A 15,851-nucleotide genomic window follows, 5' to 3' on the forward strand; every position below is an offset into this window, starting at 1 on the left:
CATGATAAGAATTCAGCTGGAAAATGCCGCAAAAAGATTTCAATATGAATGGATATTCAGAAATCTCACCTTGGAAATCCCAGCGAATTCAAATCTAGCTATCACAGGAAGTAATGGTTCCGGAAAATCAACTTTTTTAAAAGCAATTGCATCACTAAATCCTTTGACAGAAGGAAGCATAAAATATTTTTTGGAACAAAAAGAGATATCAGGAGAAGATATTTATAAACATTTAACGATTTCAGCGCCATACTTGGAACTGCCTGAAGAGTTTACTCTTTTAGAATTACTCCAATTTCACTTCAAGTTCAAAAAACCAGTTGCTAACTCGTCATTTGAACAAATGATGGAGATCATGTATCTCGAAAATCATCAGAATAAACCTATCAGTCAATTTTCCAGTGGAATGAAGCAAAGACTGAAACTCGGACTTTGCTTTTTTTCAGACGTTTCTCTAATTCTTTTGGATGAACCTGCTTCCAATTTAGATGAAAAAGGAATCTCTTGGTATCTAGAACTTGTAGCGAAATATGGCAATAATAAAACTATCTTGATTTGCTCGAATGACAAAAGAGAATATGATTTTTGTGAGCAATCTATTAACATTGAAAACTATAAGCTCAAACAAAGTGTTTGATTGTTCGTGCATATCATTAAATTTACAATTCGCAAATAACGAAACCCTATTATGAATAAATTATTTCTTAATCTTTTCTTGATTTCAGCATTTGGACTAGTTCTTTTTGGATGTAAGAAAAAAGACGATCCAGCTCCTTCTAAAACTCCTGAAGAACTCGCAATTGAGAATCTTGCAGGAGAATCTTCACTAACATGGACTGTAGCAAATGGAGGCTCTGTCACAAGAGATGGGAACTCTGAAACAAATGTTTATCAAAATTTTGAAATTACTTTCTCCGCTAATGCGAATAGCAAAACATACAATACTATCAGTGGTGGTGAGATTTTTGATAGCTCAGGCAACTGGAATTTTGTAACTGGTGATCTTTCTAAATTTACACTTGCAGGTACTAGACCAGCTTCAGGACCTGAAATTTCTTATACCAGAAGTACAAATGACCTAATTTTGACATTTAGCATAGTTGCACCAGGAGCTGACATCAATATTCCAGGAGCAGCACTAGCTGGAAATTATAAATTTAGCCTAAAGCGTAAACAATAAAAAAATACAACACAAAAGAAAAGGCTTGGATTTCTGCAGAGATCTAAGCCTTTTCTTTTGGTAAATAATGCATTTCTTGAAAAATCTTATCCCTTTAGCTCTACTATAGAGACACCTGACCCTCCTCGATCGGCATGCTCATCTTTAACTTTTGCTACTTGATGCATATTTTTTAGAATATTTCTTGTGATTTCCTTCAATATCCCATCTCCTTTACCATGAACAATCCTCAAGTCCTTCATGCCAAGCATATATCCATCATCAATAAAATTCTGAACCAATGGAAGGATTTCTTCACCTCTCTTACCACGGATATCCAAGTTTGAAGAAAAGTCCATCATCTTGGCATTGGCATCGAATCCTGTTCTTCTGGCAAAAGACTTTTTCTCTTTTTTCATTTCCGTACTTGAAATCCGTTCTAGTCGCTTCATTTTCACATTGGATTTCAAATCTCCCATGCTGATTTCTACATCTTTATTTTTGATAGCAAGTACTTCTGCTACCGCTCCATTGTCTTTCAAGCGTACAAAATCACCAACTTCAATTTCTCCTTCTATTACTTTGATTTCAGGCGCCTTTTCTACTACTTTTTCGGGCTTGATTTTCGCTTTGAAAGTCTCCAAGTCAGCTCTCAGCGTTTTAGTAGCTTCTTTATCTGCCTTGTTTTCTTTAATCGCCCGGATGGTAGTTTCTATTTTTTTATTGACATCATCTAACAGCAGCTTAGCTTCCTTCTTCGCTTCTTCAATATATTGCTTTTTGCCTTTGTCAATAGTTTCTTTTAATGAATTGTATTCTCTAATTCGAATATCAAGTTGACGCTCCTTTTTCGCATTTTCATTGATCAACTGCTCGTATCGCACTTTTTCATTCTCCAACTTATTGAGCATCTTATCATAACGCACCCGATCTTCGCCGATATTTTCCTTTGCATAATCAATGATTTCTTTTGAAATCCCAATTTTAGATGCAATTTCCAATGCAAACGAACTACCTGGTTTACCTATTTCTAATTGATATAAAGGTTCCAGTTTGTCAACATCATATCTCATAGCTCCATTGACAAGACCTTGATTCTTGGAAGCGATTTCTTTCAAATTCCCATAGTGAGTTGTGATTACCCCATAAGCACCAAGCTTATTTAAGGAAAGTAAAATCCCCTCAGCAATAGCTGCCCCAAATTGTGGCTCTGTCCCTGTTCCAAATTCATCTATAAAAAGGATGGTTTTTTTGTCTGCAAACTGCGTGAAATATTTCATGCTCATCAAGTGGGAGCTGTATGTACTCAGGTCATTTTCTATATTTTGTTCATCTCCAATATCTATGAAAAAGTGATCGAAAATGCTGCACTTCGAATGCGAATCAATTGGCACAAGCAAACCGCATTGAAGCATGTACTGTATCATTGCTACAGTTTTTAGTGTTACGGATTTACCTCCAGCATTTGGTCCAGAGATAACCAATAACCTTCTATTATGATCCAAATGGATATTAAGTGGCACTACCGATTTGCCTTGCTGCTTTAGTGCAAATTGAAGTAAAGGATGAGTAGCATTATACCATTCGATTTGTTTTTGTTTTTCAAGAATTGGTCTCGAAGCGTTCGTTTTGATCGCAAATTTTGCTTTTGCTCGGATGAAATCTACTAATCCTAAAAACTGATATGCTTTTCTTAATTCGGGGATATAGCCTCGCAACAAATCTGTAAGTTGGGTAAGGATTTTTTGGATCTCCCTTCTCTCCATATACTCTAAATCCTTCAACTCATTATTGATGTCCAAAACCTCAGCTGGCTCCAAGAATACGGTCTGCCCAGTGGCTGATTCATCATGAATGAAGCCCTTAATTTTACGCTTGTTTTCAGCTAATACAGGAATAACCATTCTTCCCCCTCTAATAGTCACAGATGCGTCATCTGGAGTAAGACCTTTGGCTTTAGCTTCTCTGAAAATTCTATCTAAAACCTTTCTCAACCTACTCTCTTCATAAATAATCTGAGAGCGGATTAAAGATAGGTCTTTAGAGGCATTGTTTCTGATTTTACCCTTTTCATCAATCACTTTTTCGATCGCTTTGAGCAAAGTCTGATCTAAGCTGACAAGTCCGAGTAATTCATGGAGATTAGGATATTCTTCTGCGAATTTTTTGAAAAATGCCACACATCCACTCAAAGTCATCAAGGAAAGCTTGATTTCGTGAAAATCATCCTCATAGAGAAAAGTCCCTTCGATTTTAGCCTTTTCTAAGTATGGATAAATATTAGTGAAATTAGATGCTGGAAAAGATTCTCCAGAAACCAGTATTTGTCTAAATTCCTCAGTCTGATCAAGGAGTCTTGTAATGAGTCTTAAGTCTTTGGAAAAATTCAATTTATCAACAAAATTGACTCCGAGAGAACTGCTGCACTCGGCTTTGATCAATTCTTTGATTTTATCAAAATTTATTTTCTCTTCTACACTATTGGGGTAAATCATCCGTTTCTTTCGTATTTCCTGATTTTTCTATGACATTAAGTGAATCTATTGTCCTTGCGTAAATCCTATCTATAATCCTGGGGTTCGCAAGGTAATATTCCAAACTCCTATGAAAAACTGAATCTGCCACATTGTGTTTACGGAAAACTTCATTTTCAAACATAGGATACATCGTTCGAGAAGAATCATAGTTGATCGGAAGCGTACTGACAAGTCCTTCGGCAATATGAATATCTATCAAAACACTGACCATTTTATCTTCATCCAAAATCCCCTCAGGTAATTTATTTTTTCCACATGACACGAGGAATATGACTATCGGTATAATGAGTTTTAGCTTTTTCACGTTTCAAAATTAACACAATTAACAGAGATCAACATATAAATTTTATTATTCAAAAGACTGCCTTAAATTAGTCATCCGAATAAGACATCTATGAACCAACTTCTCAAAAAACTTCGAAAATATGAAATCATGATCCGAAAAGTGGTAAATAACCATCTTCAAGGTGATTATCAGTCTATTTTCAAAGGTGCAGGACTAGAATTTGATGATTTGAGACCTTATCAGTATGGTGATGACGTTCGGACGATCGAGTGGAAAGTTTCTGCCAAAGGTCACGGAACATTCGTCAAAACTTTCAAGGAAGACAAAGACCAATGCGTATATTTTCTTTTGGATATCAGTGGCTCTCAGGATATTGGTGAGGTAGGCAGAAAGAAAATTGATTTGGGAAAAGAAATTGCAGGTGTACTTACACTCGCTGCGATTTTTGAAGGTAGTCAAGTGGGGCTGATTTCTTATTCAGATGAAAAAGAAAAAATCATTCTTCCGGGAAAAGGTCCAAAACAAGGAGTCAAAATCATCAAAGGGATTTTCAATCATGAAAATAAATCTCTGAAGACCAATCTTTCAGATATGTTTACTTTTTCCCTCAACTTGATCAAAAAGCGTAGTATTATCATTGTAATTTCTGATTTTATCGATGATGGTTATGAAAGACCATTCAAAGCATTAGCAGAAAAACATGATTTGGTTGCTATCCAACTTACTGATCCTAGGGAATCGATGTTGCCTTCATTGGGAATCATTCCTGTGTTTGACAAAGAGCAAGGAACTACCACTTGGGTAAATACTGCGTTTGGTTCTTTTTCGAAAAAAATCACTGATACATTCACTACAGAAAGAGATCATTTGAAAAATATCTGCAAAAAAAATCAAATCAATTATTTAGGCATCGATACAAGACAAGATATCGTATTACCTTTGATAGAATTATTCAAAACCCGTAATAAAACCATGAAACGTGGCTAAGACTCGCTTAACTCTCCTCGGTTTTACATTTCTTATGATTTCTGCTTTTAGTTTTGCGCAAGAGCTAAAGGTGGAAGGATATTTCTTACAGGACTCGGCAAAGCTTGGCGAAAAAGTCCCTTATGTTTTAAAAGCTACTTATGGGAAAGGTTATAACATTATTTTCCCTGACTCTACTTATGATTTCAGCCCCTTTGTTTTTCATGAAAAACAAACATTCATTTCCTCCACCAAAGAGGGCTTGACACTTGATAGTGCAGTATATTACGTTGCAAATTTCTCTCTGGATCCTGTTCTGAAATTTTCTTTGCCAGTTTACGAGATTCTAAAATATGATAGTATCACTTATTATGCTGATGAAGCTGATTTAGCTTTAAAGCTAATGATCAACCCACTTCCTGAGCAACTTAATTTTCAAGACAACAATGTATATCAACCCATTGATACCGATTTCAATTACCCCCTTCTGATTGGCATCTTAGTCGCAGTTGTAATCTTAGCTGGAGTACTTCTCTTTTTCTTCGGCAAACCTCTACAAAAACGATGGCGACTGTGGTTGGAAAAACGAAAATACAAGAGATTCTTATTGCGTTGGGAAAAGGCCGAAGCTTCATTTTCCAATAATCCTGACACAGACAATGCGGATGAATTGCTTGGGCTTTGGAAAGCTTACATGGAGCATCTGAAGTCAAAACCATTTAGAGAATGGACTACTGTTGAGATATCGAATTTCCTTGAAAACAAAGAGATTATCAAAGATTTTAGAGAAATCGAGATGATTATCTATGCAGGTAAGGAAGGCAAAGACATCGGTCAGGCATGCCAAAATCTCAAGGGAATTTGTGCTGAAACCTATCAACAAAAAATCACCCAAAAAGATGAACGCAAATAGTATAACCGATTTTTTCTCTTTGTATTGGTTTTTACCGGACACATTTCGTGGCTTTGAGTGGGAAAATTTATGGGTACTACACCTACTTTGGGTAGCTCCTTTGTTGATGCTTTTGAGGAAATTTATCAAATTTCTAAAAAACCCTGTTCTAGAAATTTCCCTTCCTAATAGCGTCTCACAAAGTAATCCTTGGACTTATTTAAGGTTGATTCCTACTTTGTTCTTTATGTTGGCACTATGGATGATTATTGTAGCTTTGGCAAGGCCACAGAAGACCAACGAACGTGTGGAACAATATACTGAAGGTATTGACATCATGTTAGTAATGGATATTTCAGAATCTATGGACCTTCAGGACTTTCAACCCAACAGGCTAGAAGCAGCAAAGGAAACTGCGGTAGAATTTATCAATGGTAGATTTGGTGATAGAATTGGGATGGTGATTTTCTCTGGGGAAGCCTATTCTTTGGCTCCTTTGACGACAGACTACAAACTTTTAACCGATCTTATCAAAGATATATCCTTTAACATGATGGATGCAAAAGGGACTGCGATTGGGAGTGCCATTTCTTCAGGCACGAATAGAATGCGTGAAGCAGAATCCAAGTCAAAAGTCATGATCTTGCTCAGTGATGGGGAGAACAATGCAGGGAATGTTGATCCGATCTTTGCGGCGGAGTTAGCAGCTGCATTTGATATCAAAATTTATACGATCGCAGTCGGAAAAGATGGAATGGTTCCTTATGGAGTGGATTTCTTCGGAAGACCGCAGATGATTGAGAGTTATCTTGATGAAACTACCCTTAGAGAAATAGCAAAAATCGGTGGTGGACAATTTTACAGAGCATCAGATGACAACGCTTTAGAGAGAATATTTGAAGAGATCGATACTTTAGAAAAAGCTGAGATTATTGAGTCTAGATATAAAGAAACTATGGATTATTATAGAGTCTATCTTTTCTGGGCTTTACTTTTCTTTTTTGCCTGGTTAGCTCTCAAAAGTACATTCTTCAATAATTTCCTATTGGATTAAATTAGTCTTTTCTTCCTCAAGAAATATCTCCTTCGTCAAATCTTCGAACAAGATATACGTAGCGTAAAAGGTCATTGGAATGCTAACCAAGAGAGAAAGACCAAACGTTAAAAAACCAAGAAGATTGATCGATATCAGTATAAGACTAAAAACAAAGAACTTCCACCATCTTATGGTGATGAGCTTTCTACTTTCTTCTAGTGCATTCCAAAAGTCAAATCCACCAAACATCCCCATTAAAACCGAAAAACTATAGCTGACTGCTAGATAAATTCCAGGAACAATCAATAAAATCAATCCAAAGGCTGTTAATACCTGCCCAATCAACCAAATCGAAAAGACAAGGATATAAAAATTAAATCCTTTGAAAAAATCTGGATAGACCACGGTTTCATTTTGACTTATTTTATTTGCAACCAAATAAAACCCAGAATAAAGGGGTGGTGCTAAAAACAAAGCATGAAGCAAAGCATAATCTGGGATGTAAATCGTAAGCAGAAGCTGAATAGAAAAGATCAACATTGTAAAAGCAATACTTAGAAGCGCTTGCTTTTTGAACATTTGCCAAGAACGAATCATGATATCTTGAATATCAAAATCGTATCCTTTCATTCTCAATGCCTCTAAACGTTCTTTGATCATTTTGTAGGTGTAATATTTTTTGTAATGGATAAAACAAAGGCAAGAAATCCGCTTTCTTGCCTTTATTAAATTTGAGAATTTATTTATTATTGTACTAGAATACTACTCCCTTTGCTTAAGGTAGCTAATGATAAGATTCTAAGAAGTTTATTACAATCAACTGTTGACGGTCGACTATGGACCGAGTACGATTATTTTGTAATCGCTTCCAAGATATCATGCTTGGTAATGATATGAATTTGATGCTTATCATCCCGAACTAAGACTGCCTTCTCCTTGTCCACCATGGAAGAAAGTACGTCTAGTGTACTGTCCAAAGCAACAAACTTCATGGAGTCTTCCATCACTTCAGACACCGGAGAATCTTTGAGATTTGGGTTATCAATGATTTTACTCAAGAGCTTGTTGTCCGTCAGGCAACCCACCACATGGTCTCCATCCATGACAGGGATTTGAGATACGCTGGTCTTATTCATCAGTGCAATGGCAGCTTTGACTGTATCAGTTTGCTGTGTGACCAAAAGTTGATAGTCACCATTGCGCGCGGCGATGATATCTCTGGCTGTACCAAAAGTCTTGTCTTCCAAGAAGCCATGATTGCGCATCCAGTCATCATTGTAAATCTTCCCTAAGTAGCGCGTACCATGATCAGGCAGGATGATGACCATGCGGTCGCCCTCCTTGAGGTTTTCTTTGGCATATTCCAAAGCACCATGCACTGCCGAGCCACATGACCAGCCTACAAATAAGCCCTCCTCACGAGAAAGCCTCCTAGTCATCACTGCTGCATCCTTGTCTGTTACTTTTACGAAGTGATCGATCATGTCAAAATCAACATTCTTTGGCAAGATATCCTCTCCTATGCCTTCTGTCAGGTAGGGATAGACTTCATTTTCATCAAAAATGCCAGTTTCCTTATACTTCTTGAAGACCGAACCATAGGTATCAATTCCTACTGTGACGATTGCTGGATTTTGCTCCTTGAGGTATTTGGCTGTCCCACACATGGAACCACCAGTACCTACACCAGCTGCATAGTGGGTGATTTTGCCTGCTGTATCCTTCCAAATCTCCGGACCAGTCGTCTCATAATGCGCAAGCGCATTGGAGAGGTTGTCATACTGATTTGGATAAAAAGAATTGGGGATATCTTTATTTAATTTTCTCGCAACAGAATAATAAGACCTTGGATCTTCTGGAGAAACATTCGTGGGGCAGACGATCACCTCTGCGCCCACCGCTTTGAGGATATCGATTTTCTCTTTGGACTGCTTGTCAGCCATGGTAAAAATACATTTGTATCCTTTAGCAATCGCAGCCAATGCTAGGCCCATTCCTGTATTTCCACTTGTCCCTTCGATGATCGTGCCTCCTGGCTTGAGGATACCTGCAGCTTCAGCATCCTCCACCATTTTGATAGCCATCCTATCTTTCATGGAGTTGCCTGGATTGAAGTATTCTACTTTCACCAAAATCTCACCCTTGATACCCTGATTAACCTTATTCAGGCGGACCAATGGTGTATTTCCTATCGTTTCAATTATTGAATTATAAATCATAAAATGGTAATTGCTAATTTGACGGCAAGTTACAAATAATTTTAAAGGACTTTGTTGGAAAAATTGATTTTTCAGAAGATTATTTGGGAAGTAGTATTCACATGCATGAGCTTAACTTTATTTAACAGTTTCGTTTCAAGAAACTATAATCTATTGGAGTTAACTTCTTGACTGAGAGCAAAATCTTGGGATCTTTGATGAATGAGTCAGCGTTTAAATTTCAATTTATTGATTTAGAACAAAATATCATCACCAAAGAATTTGGAGAATTCTACAAGTATCCTGATAACCTAGAGCAGTCTACCCTACAAAGTTATTTTCAGCGAAAATCGATGGTTAAACCTGATAAGGAATTAGTCGCGACGGCATATCGCTGGCACAATGCAATTGAAATCACTGACCTCCGTGACTTCAGTTCAAAAATAATATATAGTCCAGATAGAGTGCAAAATGAAAATGATATCATTGAATATGATGGTAAGCTAATTTTTGACAGAAGCGGTACAACAAAAAAATGCTACAATGATATCTTTGTAACAGATAATTTTATTTTTGCCATATTTTCAGGGTTAGAAGATGACACACCTAATTCGGGTTTTTGTAAAACAATTCATATTTATGATTGGGAGGGAAACCCTATCAAACAAATTAACTTAGATCGTGGCATTATGTCTATTTCTGTAACATCAGATGATAGTAGAATCTACAGCTTCGATATCGATACCGGAGAATTGATTTATATCGATTTATGAAAACTAGTTTGAAAATCACCCCTTTCATCATTATAGTTTTAGCATTCTCGTTTTGTAATACTAAAAACAATACAGAAAATGTACTAAGGAATGAGGAGAGTTTGGCAAATACTGTCCTTACTCTTCCTGATTCCTTAACGCGCTACAAATCAGAGTTCAGCGAAGTTCCAAGATCTGTAGCAATCAATTCAACTTCCGTTGTTGTGTTCATCAATGTGTCTTGTGTAACTTGCATAGGTGATCTTGATTATTCTTTGAATGGAAATTTTAAAGCCTACATTCGAATGAAAAAGCGCTATGGTACATTCTAATTTTATATTTAGCTTCTTGATAGACACTAGATCAAACATGTGTATATTTTTTCGTATTTTTGTGTATAAACAAGTGAAGCTATGAGAACCAATATAGAAATAGATCAAAAAGTCATTGATGAAATTTTAGAAAAAACTAATATCAAAACAAAGCGTGAGGCAGTTGATTTAGCATTGAAAGAATTTCTCCGAATGATCAAGTTGAAAGAACTGTCTGAATTGGCTGGTAAAGTCAATTGGTCTGGAGATTTAGATTCCATGAGGACTGACTGAAATGGACAATGTATTGATAGATACAAGTATATGGATTAATTTTTTTGGAGGAAAAGATCAGAAGATTATCAGTGCTGTTCAGGAATTATTGCATAAGGATCAAGTGATAATCTGTCCTCCTGTCTACCAAGAGATTTTACAGGGAATCAAGTATCCCAAAGAGTTTTTAGACATGAAGGATAAGTTAAATGCATTGAGACAAATCCACGCCGATCCTTTTGAGGCTGCTGAAGGTGCAGCTCAGATATATTCTGTATTAAGGTCAAAAGGTGTTACAATAAGAAAGAGTTATGATTGTTTGATCGCTTGGTATGCCATGACTTCCAATGCCACTCTATTTCATTTGGATAGGGACTTTGTACCAATTTCTGAATTTTTCAAACTTCGATTCTACCTAATAAACTAATTTGATTTGAAATGCATCCATCATGAAAAATATAGCTGTACTTCTTAACTATTGGTTTTTATGAAAGAAGGATGCCGTCTTAAAAATCACCTTAATTTTTCAAACTAAAATCCCCTATGAAAGATGTTATCTTGTATGATTATCACCATGATTATTTTGTTATTTTAGTTTCTTATGAAAATTGTACTCATAAAAAAAATGAAATTACTGAATTAAGTATAAAATACTGATTTCTGTTATATTTAAAAATTATATTTCTTTTAGGGGGAGGGGTAATTTTCGTTTAGAATTATATTCTAAAATTTAAACTAATAAAAGTACAATTCAACGATATTTTTAGCTAGTGATTGTAAGCAAAATTTTGAAATTTATTTATTGTGTTCTATAATTGACAATTCCTTGTTTTTAGGATTTAGTTTTTGATCAAAGGTATATTGATATTTTAATTGGTGAATTATGAAGGATTTTGGATTGTTGGTTTTTTATGCGGTAGGGCTTTTTGTGATGGGTTACTTGCTATTGGATACAGAGTCCATGCTGACCGCAGAATTGGCCAGTCAAATTGATATTGAGATCCCAGAAAACGTCCTTTTGGATATGCTGGAGGAAATGAGGTACTGGAGTAAATTTTCAGCCTTACTCACTTTGGCGCTTTTGACGATTAAGTGTTTTCTGATGGCTTTAGTGCTGTATGCAGGACTTTTCTTTGCCAATAGGCACCAAGGTGTTAAGTTGGGGAGTTTGTTCAAGGTAGCGGTGTATGCAGAAAGTATCATTGTATTGGCAGGGATGGTAAAAGTTGCATTTGGGCCATTTTACGATTTTACTTATACGGAATTTTCACTTTTTTATCCTTTGTCGGTTTTGAGTTTTCTAGACCCAGAGGCAATTCAGCCATTGTGGTACTATCCATTACAGTTGCTGAATGTATTTGAAATCATTTACATCTTTTTATTGATTTATTTCTTTAGTCAAGAAATTGAAATCAAGAAAGCTGAAAGTTCCAAAGTTGTATTGGGCTCATATCTTTTTTCTATGAGCTTTTGGTTGATTTTGATCTTGTTTTTAACCCTAAACTTTACATAAGCCATGGTAAGGAAAATAGTTTTGTTGTTTATAGTTGTTGGGATGCTGGGCATGTTGGGTCTTTTTGCTTGGAAGTATCAGAGGAAATCAGAAAATATAGCACAGATAAAAGAGCAGATTCAAATTGTTCCTAATATTCGGCTAAAATCTTTCGATGAAGAGCCATTCTTAATCAGTGATTTTGCAGCTGGAAGTCCATTGCTTATCATTTATTTCAACTCTACCTGTGAAATATGCAAGATAGAACTCAATTCACTCAATGAGCGATTTACTGAATTTGGGCAAATCAATATACTTTTGGCAAGCTTTCAAGAAATAGAAGAGTTGGAAGGGTTTATGGATGAATATCCATTTGTCTCCGAGTCAAATATAAAAGTGGCATTGGATGAGGAAATGAAGCTTTCGGCCTATCTCGGGGTCAAATCTGTGCCAAGTGTTTTTTGCTATGATTCCAAAGGGGAATTAATTGCCAACTACCAAGGTCCGGTAAAATTGGACATTCTTTTGGATAAGCTTTTGGAGAGAAAGGAGGGAGAAAAATGAAAGTAGCGATATCCAAACTAAAGAAGTTTCATGTAACCCAATTGGGAGAATATGCCTGTGGCTTGGCTTGCCTGAGTACCATCTCCAAATATTATGGTGGAGAAGTAACCCAGGAAAAGCTACGTGATGTAAGCGGGACAACCATGTCTGGAACCACACTCCTTGGTTTAATCCAGGCAGCCGCTGAGATTGGATTGGAGGCAAAAGGCTTTGAAGCTGAAGTCAAACACCTGAAAGAACAGGAAGCTCCAGTGATTCTGCATGTGGTCATGGACAAGGTAAGAGAGCATTATATAGTTTGCTTTGGCTTTGATGGAGAAAGGTTCTGGCTGAATGATCCCGGAGTGGGAATTGTTTCTTTGAATGAAGCAGAGCTGATGGATATTTGGAAATCTAATATTTTGCTACAAGTAAATCCTACCGAAAAGTTCCAAACCCAAAAAATCCAATCCAACTCCAAAATGGATTGGTTCAAATTCCTGATTGCAGAAGATATTCAACAGTTCTGTTTTGGATAATATAGCTTTGAGCAATACCCAAGAAGAGTTGGAAACTTCAGCAAGACTGCTCCAAGAATTGGGTTGGTGGGATTTGTTTGCAGGATTGCCACAGGGAGTATTGACGCTCTGTGGAGAAGACGGCAGGAATCTCTCTGGCGGGCAGCGCAACTTGTGGGTCTGGCTAGAGCCATGGTCAGAAAACCAAAGATTCTGATCCTCGACGAAGCCACAACGGCGATGGATTACGGGACAGAGAGGAAGGTTCAGGCACTGGTGCGGGAGTATGTGAGCAACACAGGTGCATCACTTTTACTGATCACCCATCAGCCAACCTTGGCAGCAGGTATGGATCGGGTACTGATCTTGGAACAGGGTCAAATCTCTGCCCATGGCAAAGCGGGTGAATTATTGCAAAGGGAGAATCTGCTAAGCAGGGCCTATCAAAATATGTTGGAACCAAACTGGAGATAAGATGGCAGGATTGAAGTATTACGAACGGACTAAGCTCCTGATAGAGTTGATCGAGAAAAAAAAGACGGGTGGGCCAAAGGAGCTGGCAAAAAGCCTCGGCCTCAAAGAAAGAATGGTGTACAATATATTGGATGATTTACGGTTGGCTATGAATTGTGAAATTTGCTACAGTAAAGAGAAAAAAAGTTATGTTTTTACTGAAAAAAATGAATGACTGCAAGGAAATTGCAGTGGGTTGAGATTAAAATTGTGATATAGTTAAATAAATTATCAACCAAATAAATTAAATTTGTTAAGAGAGAGTTAAATGTTGAAAGAATGGAAATGGTGAGTGGAGGGGCACTTGATTGTTCCCTTGAAGGTGGTGCGGCATTTGTGGCTGGGGCAGGTGTTGCAGGTGCAATATTTTTTGGATGGGGCGGCTTAGTTTCTGGGTATGCGGCATATGCGTATTGGTTGACTACTTGTCATCCTGTTGAAGTTTAAAAAGTATTTAAAAATTAAAGTAATTTAAAATGAAAGTGTTAAATTCTGAAGTATTAGTAACTGTTTCAGCTGGAGGTGCTGTAGATAGTTTTTGTAGCGGTTTTGGTATAGTTGCTGCAACATATGGTGTAGGGGCTTTAGCTAATTGGTGGAACCCACCTGGTCAAGCTGCGTTGGTAGCTGGATCAATTATAGGTTTGGGTTGTGCTGTTTATGCAATTACGTGATGAGAAGTTTAATTTGTTTGCTAGCGATTTATAGTTTAAGTATATTTTGTTTACATGTATTCACTTCGGTTGGATTAAACAAATGGATTATTGCAAGTGCTTTTGTAGCATTATCAATTACCATATATTCAACTCTGAATTTGAAAAAATCAAATAACTAATTAAGAGTAAGTTAAAGGTAAGTATTCAAATTATTTAAAATAAGCATAGATGATAATTTATGCTTATTTTTCATTTAGTCTTAGTTGTATCAAATGAAGAATATGTATAAAATGGAAAATCAAAAAATATACAGTATTATTAGTTTGTTTTTGGTAGTGATTTCAATTTTCCTTATGCATTATGAAGTTTTCCATCCATCTACTGTAGCTGTTGTTTTTCTTGTTCCAGCAGCTTTTTTTCATTTGCCATTTATTATCAAGAGAAAAAAATGAATAGAATACCCAAATCAGATAATAATAAGAAATTGAAAATAATACTGAGAGCGATCGGCGTGATATTATTTTCGATTCAATTGGCAATCTATTGTGATTTTTTGCAATTTAAATATGATTCCTATTCTTCTGCTGTTATTTTGTTCATTTTAGTTCTCATAATGTCAATAGGCATTATTATGCAGAAGAAATCTGAGTCTTTAGAATAATGAGTTTTTAATATTTGTGATTAGAACTGGTTAAATGTACTAACCCAATTAATGGAATAGCACCATGCTCTAAAGGCTTTTTCTATTCTAGGGTCTTGATTTGGCCTTAGTTGTTTATGAAGGGGTTATAGTTGAAATGAATAATTATCGAAAATTGCTAATAATGCAAGTTTCGATAATTTGTTTAAGCCTTTTTCCTTCTGAAAAAAAAATAATCAAAAGTTATGAATCCATTTAATCAATTCGAGAAAACTGTTAAAATAGCTAAGCCTTTAAGAATGATTGGTTTAGTTTTTTTCATGTTTCAGATGATTCTATGGTTAGACATTATAGAGTTTGAATATGACAGGCACGTTTTTCTCTTGGTAATTATCCCCTTACTTTCCTATATTTTCTTAGCTATTCAATTTCATAATAGCAGGCAGAAATCTGAGGATTGAAATTATTAGGTCTTAAACTCCTCCATTTATTTTGCAAATAAATTCGTAAATATAATTTTCAAATGTTTGATGCATTTATAGTAGTTTCAGCTTTGGAGGGTGTATATGATGTTTTATACACAGAAGATTTAAAACACTTGATGGTTGTCGAAAATAAGTTGAAGGTTATTGACCCAGTATTTTCCATCTTAAATATAGTTGAATTTTGACTTTATTTATTTCATCCATACAATCATGTATAAAAACAGCTATATTAAATTCATTCCTAGATTAATCGTAAGCTCAATAGGTCTAGTTCTTTTCCTCTACGACAGAACTTTAGCCTTATATTTTATTTTTCCAGCACTTATAGCCATGAGCTTGGTTGAGTTAATCATGGAAAAAAGACAAAAGAAGCAAGGGTGAAATTTCTTATAGATATTCTCTTTTAGATTGATACTTTAGAATTCAAACCTTGGAATTAAATTGTTCGATTGATTATGAACCGATCATTACCAAATTTCTATTATTAGTTATTTATCAACAGGTATTAGATTCTTAGTAATGTTTGGATACAATCAATAACTGAGATAAAAATTAAATAGGTTTTAATATGGAAAAGAAGAGTTTATACGCTAT

Annotated in this window: 21 protein-coding genes; 17 read left to right on the plus strand and 4 right to left on the minus strand. The window is 35.9% G+C overall.

Going from position 1 to position 15,851, the window contains the following annotated elements; translation table 11 throughout:
• Position 1 precedes the first annotated feature (1 nt).
• Positions 2-637, plus strand: coding sequence for an ABC transporter ATP-binding protein (locus tag BELBA_RS18165; protein WP_014774142.1), 636 nt, complete (start codon positions 2-4; stop codon positions 635-637).
• Between the two features lie 51 nt (positions 638-688).
• Complete coding sequence (locus BELBA_RS18170; RefSeq protein WP_014774143.1) at positions 689-1,180, plus strand: hypothetical protein; 492 nt, start codon at positions 689-691, stop codon at positions 1,178-1,180.
• Positions 1,181-1,266: 86 nt separating this feature from the next.
• Here BELBA_RS18170 and BELBA_RS18175 read toward each other — a convergent pair whose 3' ends face one another.
• Both BELBA_RS18175 and BELBA_RS18180 read right to left on the minus strand, forming a co-directional pair.
• Positions 1,267-3,654, minus strand: a complete 2,388-nt coding sequence (locus tag BELBA_RS18175) for an endonuclease MutS2 (RefSeq protein WP_014774144.1) — start codon at positions 3,652-3,654, stop codon at positions 1,267-1,269.
• Positions 3,638-4,000, minus strand: coding sequence for a DUF4296 domain-containing protein (locus BELBA_RS18180; protein WP_014774145.1), 363 nt, complete (start codon positions 3,998-4,000; stop codon positions 3,638-3,640). The genes BELBA_RS18175 and BELBA_RS18180 overlap by 17 nt, the downstream gene beginning before the upstream one ends.
• Before the next feature lie 90 nt (positions 4,001-4,090).
• On the opposite strand from BELBA_RS18180, the gene BELBA_RS18185 reads away from it, so the two are divergent.
• From BELBA_RS18185 to BELBA_RS18195, 3 genes are read left to right on the plus strand one after another with little or no spacing between them, the layout of a single operon-like run.
• Positions 4,091-4,969 (plus strand): DUF58 domain-containing protein, encoded by an 879-nt coding sequence (locus BELBA_RS18185; protein ID WP_014774146.1) that lies wholly within the window; start codon positions 4,091-4,093, stop codon positions 4,967-4,969.
• A complete protein-coding gene (locus tag BELBA_RS18190; protein ID WP_014774147.1) occupies positions 4,962-5,861 on the plus strand; it encodes a hypothetical protein in 900 nt (299 codons plus the stop codon). The genes BELBA_RS18185 and BELBA_RS18190 overlap by 8 nt, the downstream gene beginning before the upstream one ends.
• On the plus strand, positions 5,848-6,894 hold the full coding sequence (locus BELBA_RS18195; RefSeq protein WP_014774148.1) for a vWA domain-containing protein: 1,047 nt from the start codon (positions 5,848-5,850) through the stop codon (positions 6,892-6,894). Before BELBA_RS18190 ends, BELBA_RS18195 begins: the two co-directional genes overlap by 14 nt.
• On the opposite strand, the gene BELBA_RS18200 is transcribed toward BELBA_RS18195, so the two are convergent.
• Both BELBA_RS18200 and BELBA_RS18205 read right to left on the minus strand, forming a co-directional pair.
• On the minus strand, positions 6,883-7,536 hold the full coding sequence (locus BELBA_RS18200) for a DUF2189 domain-containing protein (protein ID WP_014774149.1): 654 nt from the start codon (positions 7,534-7,536) through the stop codon (positions 6,883-6,885). The genes BELBA_RS18195 and BELBA_RS18200 overlap by 12 nt on opposite strands.
• A gap of 191 nt (positions 7,537-7,727) precedes the next feature.
• Positions 7,728-9,095 carry a pyridoxal-phosphate dependent enzyme gene (locus BELBA_RS18205; protein WP_014774150.1) on the minus strand — a complete coding sequence of 456 codons (1,368 nt, stop codon included), beginning with the start codon at positions 9,093-9,095 and terminating at the stop codon, positions 7,728-7,730.
• Between the two features lie 197 nt (positions 9,096-9,292).
• Between BELBA_RS18205 and BELBA_RS18210 the strand changes: the two genes are divergently transcribed.
• From BELBA_RS18210 to BELBA_RS18260, 12 genes are all read left to right on the plus strand, one after another.
• The gene (locus BELBA_RS18210) at positions 9,293-9,847 is read left to right on the plus strand and encodes a BF3164 family lipoprotein (protein WP_157466124.1); all 555 of its coding nucleotides are present in this window, start codon (positions 9,293-9,295) and stop codon (positions 9,845-9,847) included.
• Positions 9,844-10,158, plus strand: coding sequence for a hypothetical protein (locus BELBA_RS18215; RefSeq protein WP_014774152.1), 315 nt, complete (start codon positions 9,844-9,846; stop codon positions 10,156-10,158). The genes BELBA_RS18210 and BELBA_RS18215 overlap by 4 nt, the downstream gene beginning before the upstream one ends.
• 81 nt (positions 10,159-10,239) lie before the next feature.
• Positions 10,240-10,431, plus strand: a complete 192-nt coding sequence (locus BELBA_RS18220; RefSeq protein ID WP_014774153.1) for a type II toxin-antitoxin system VapB family antitoxin — start codon at positions 10,240-10,242, stop codon at positions 10,429-10,431.
• Position 10,432: 1 nt separating this feature from the next.
• Positions 10,433-10,837 (plus strand): type II toxin-antitoxin system VapC family toxin, encoded by a 405-nt coding sequence (vapC, locus tag BELBA_RS18225; protein ID WP_014774154.1) that lies wholly within the window; start codon positions 10,433-10,435, stop codon positions 10,835-10,837.
• 456 nt (positions 10,838-11,293) lie between these two features.
• The gene (locus BELBA_RS18230; protein ID WP_014774156.1) at positions 11,294-11,923 is read left to right on the plus strand and encodes a hypothetical protein; all 630 of its coding nucleotides are present in this window, start codon (positions 11,294-11,296) and stop codon (positions 11,921-11,923) included.
• Positions 11,924-11,926: 3 nt separating this feature from the next.
• A complete protein-coding gene (locus BELBA_RS18235) occupies positions 11,927-12,466 on the plus strand; it encodes a peroxiredoxin family protein (RefSeq protein ID WP_014774157.1) in 540 nt (179 codons plus the stop codon).
• On the plus strand, positions 12,463-12,984 hold the full coding sequence (locus tag BELBA_RS18240) for a cysteine peptidase family C39 domain-containing protein (protein WP_041779437.1): 522 nt from the start codon (positions 12,463-12,465) through the stop codon (positions 12,982-12,984). The genes BELBA_RS18235 and BELBA_RS18240 overlap by 4 nt, the downstream gene beginning before the upstream one ends.
• A complete protein-coding gene (locus BELBA_RS18245) occupies positions 12,977-13,180 on the plus strand; it encodes an ABC transporter ATP-binding protein/permease (RefSeq protein ID WP_041779438.1) in 204 nt (67 codons plus the stop codon). Before BELBA_RS18240 ends, BELBA_RS18245 begins: the two co-directional genes overlap by 8 nt.
• Positions 13,138-13,437 (plus strand): hypothetical protein, encoded by a 300-nt coding sequence (locus BELBA_RS18250; RefSeq protein WP_157466126.1) that lies wholly within the window; start codon positions 13,138-13,140, stop codon positions 13,435-13,437. The genes BELBA_RS18245 and BELBA_RS18250 overlap by 43 nt, the downstream gene beginning before the upstream one ends.
• Before the next feature lies 1 nt (position 13,438).
• Positions 13,439-13,651, plus strand: coding sequence for a hypothetical protein (locus tag BELBA_RS18255; protein WP_014774158.1), 213 nt, complete (start codon positions 13,439-13,441; stop codon positions 13,649-13,651).
• A gap of 104 nt (positions 13,652-13,755) precedes the next feature.
• On the plus strand, positions 13,756-13,923 hold the full coding sequence (locus BELBA_RS19920) for a hypothetical protein (RefSeq protein ID WP_014774159.1): 168 nt from the start codon (positions 13,756-13,758) through the stop codon (positions 13,921-13,923).
• Positions 13,924-13,952: 29 nt separating this feature from the next.
• The gene (locus tag BELBA_RS18260) at positions 13,953-14,150 is read left to right on the plus strand and encodes a hypothetical protein (protein ID WP_014774160.1); all 198 of its coding nucleotides are present in this window, start codon (positions 13,953-13,955) and stop codon (positions 14,148-14,150) included.
• The last annotated feature ends 1,701 nt before the right edge of the window (positions 14,151-15,851 follow it).

Source organism: Belliella baltica DSM 15883, assembly GCF_000265405.1.
GTDB classification, from domain to species: Bacteria; Bacteroidota; Bacteroidia; order Cytophagales; family Cyclobacteriaceae; genus Belliella; species Belliella baltica.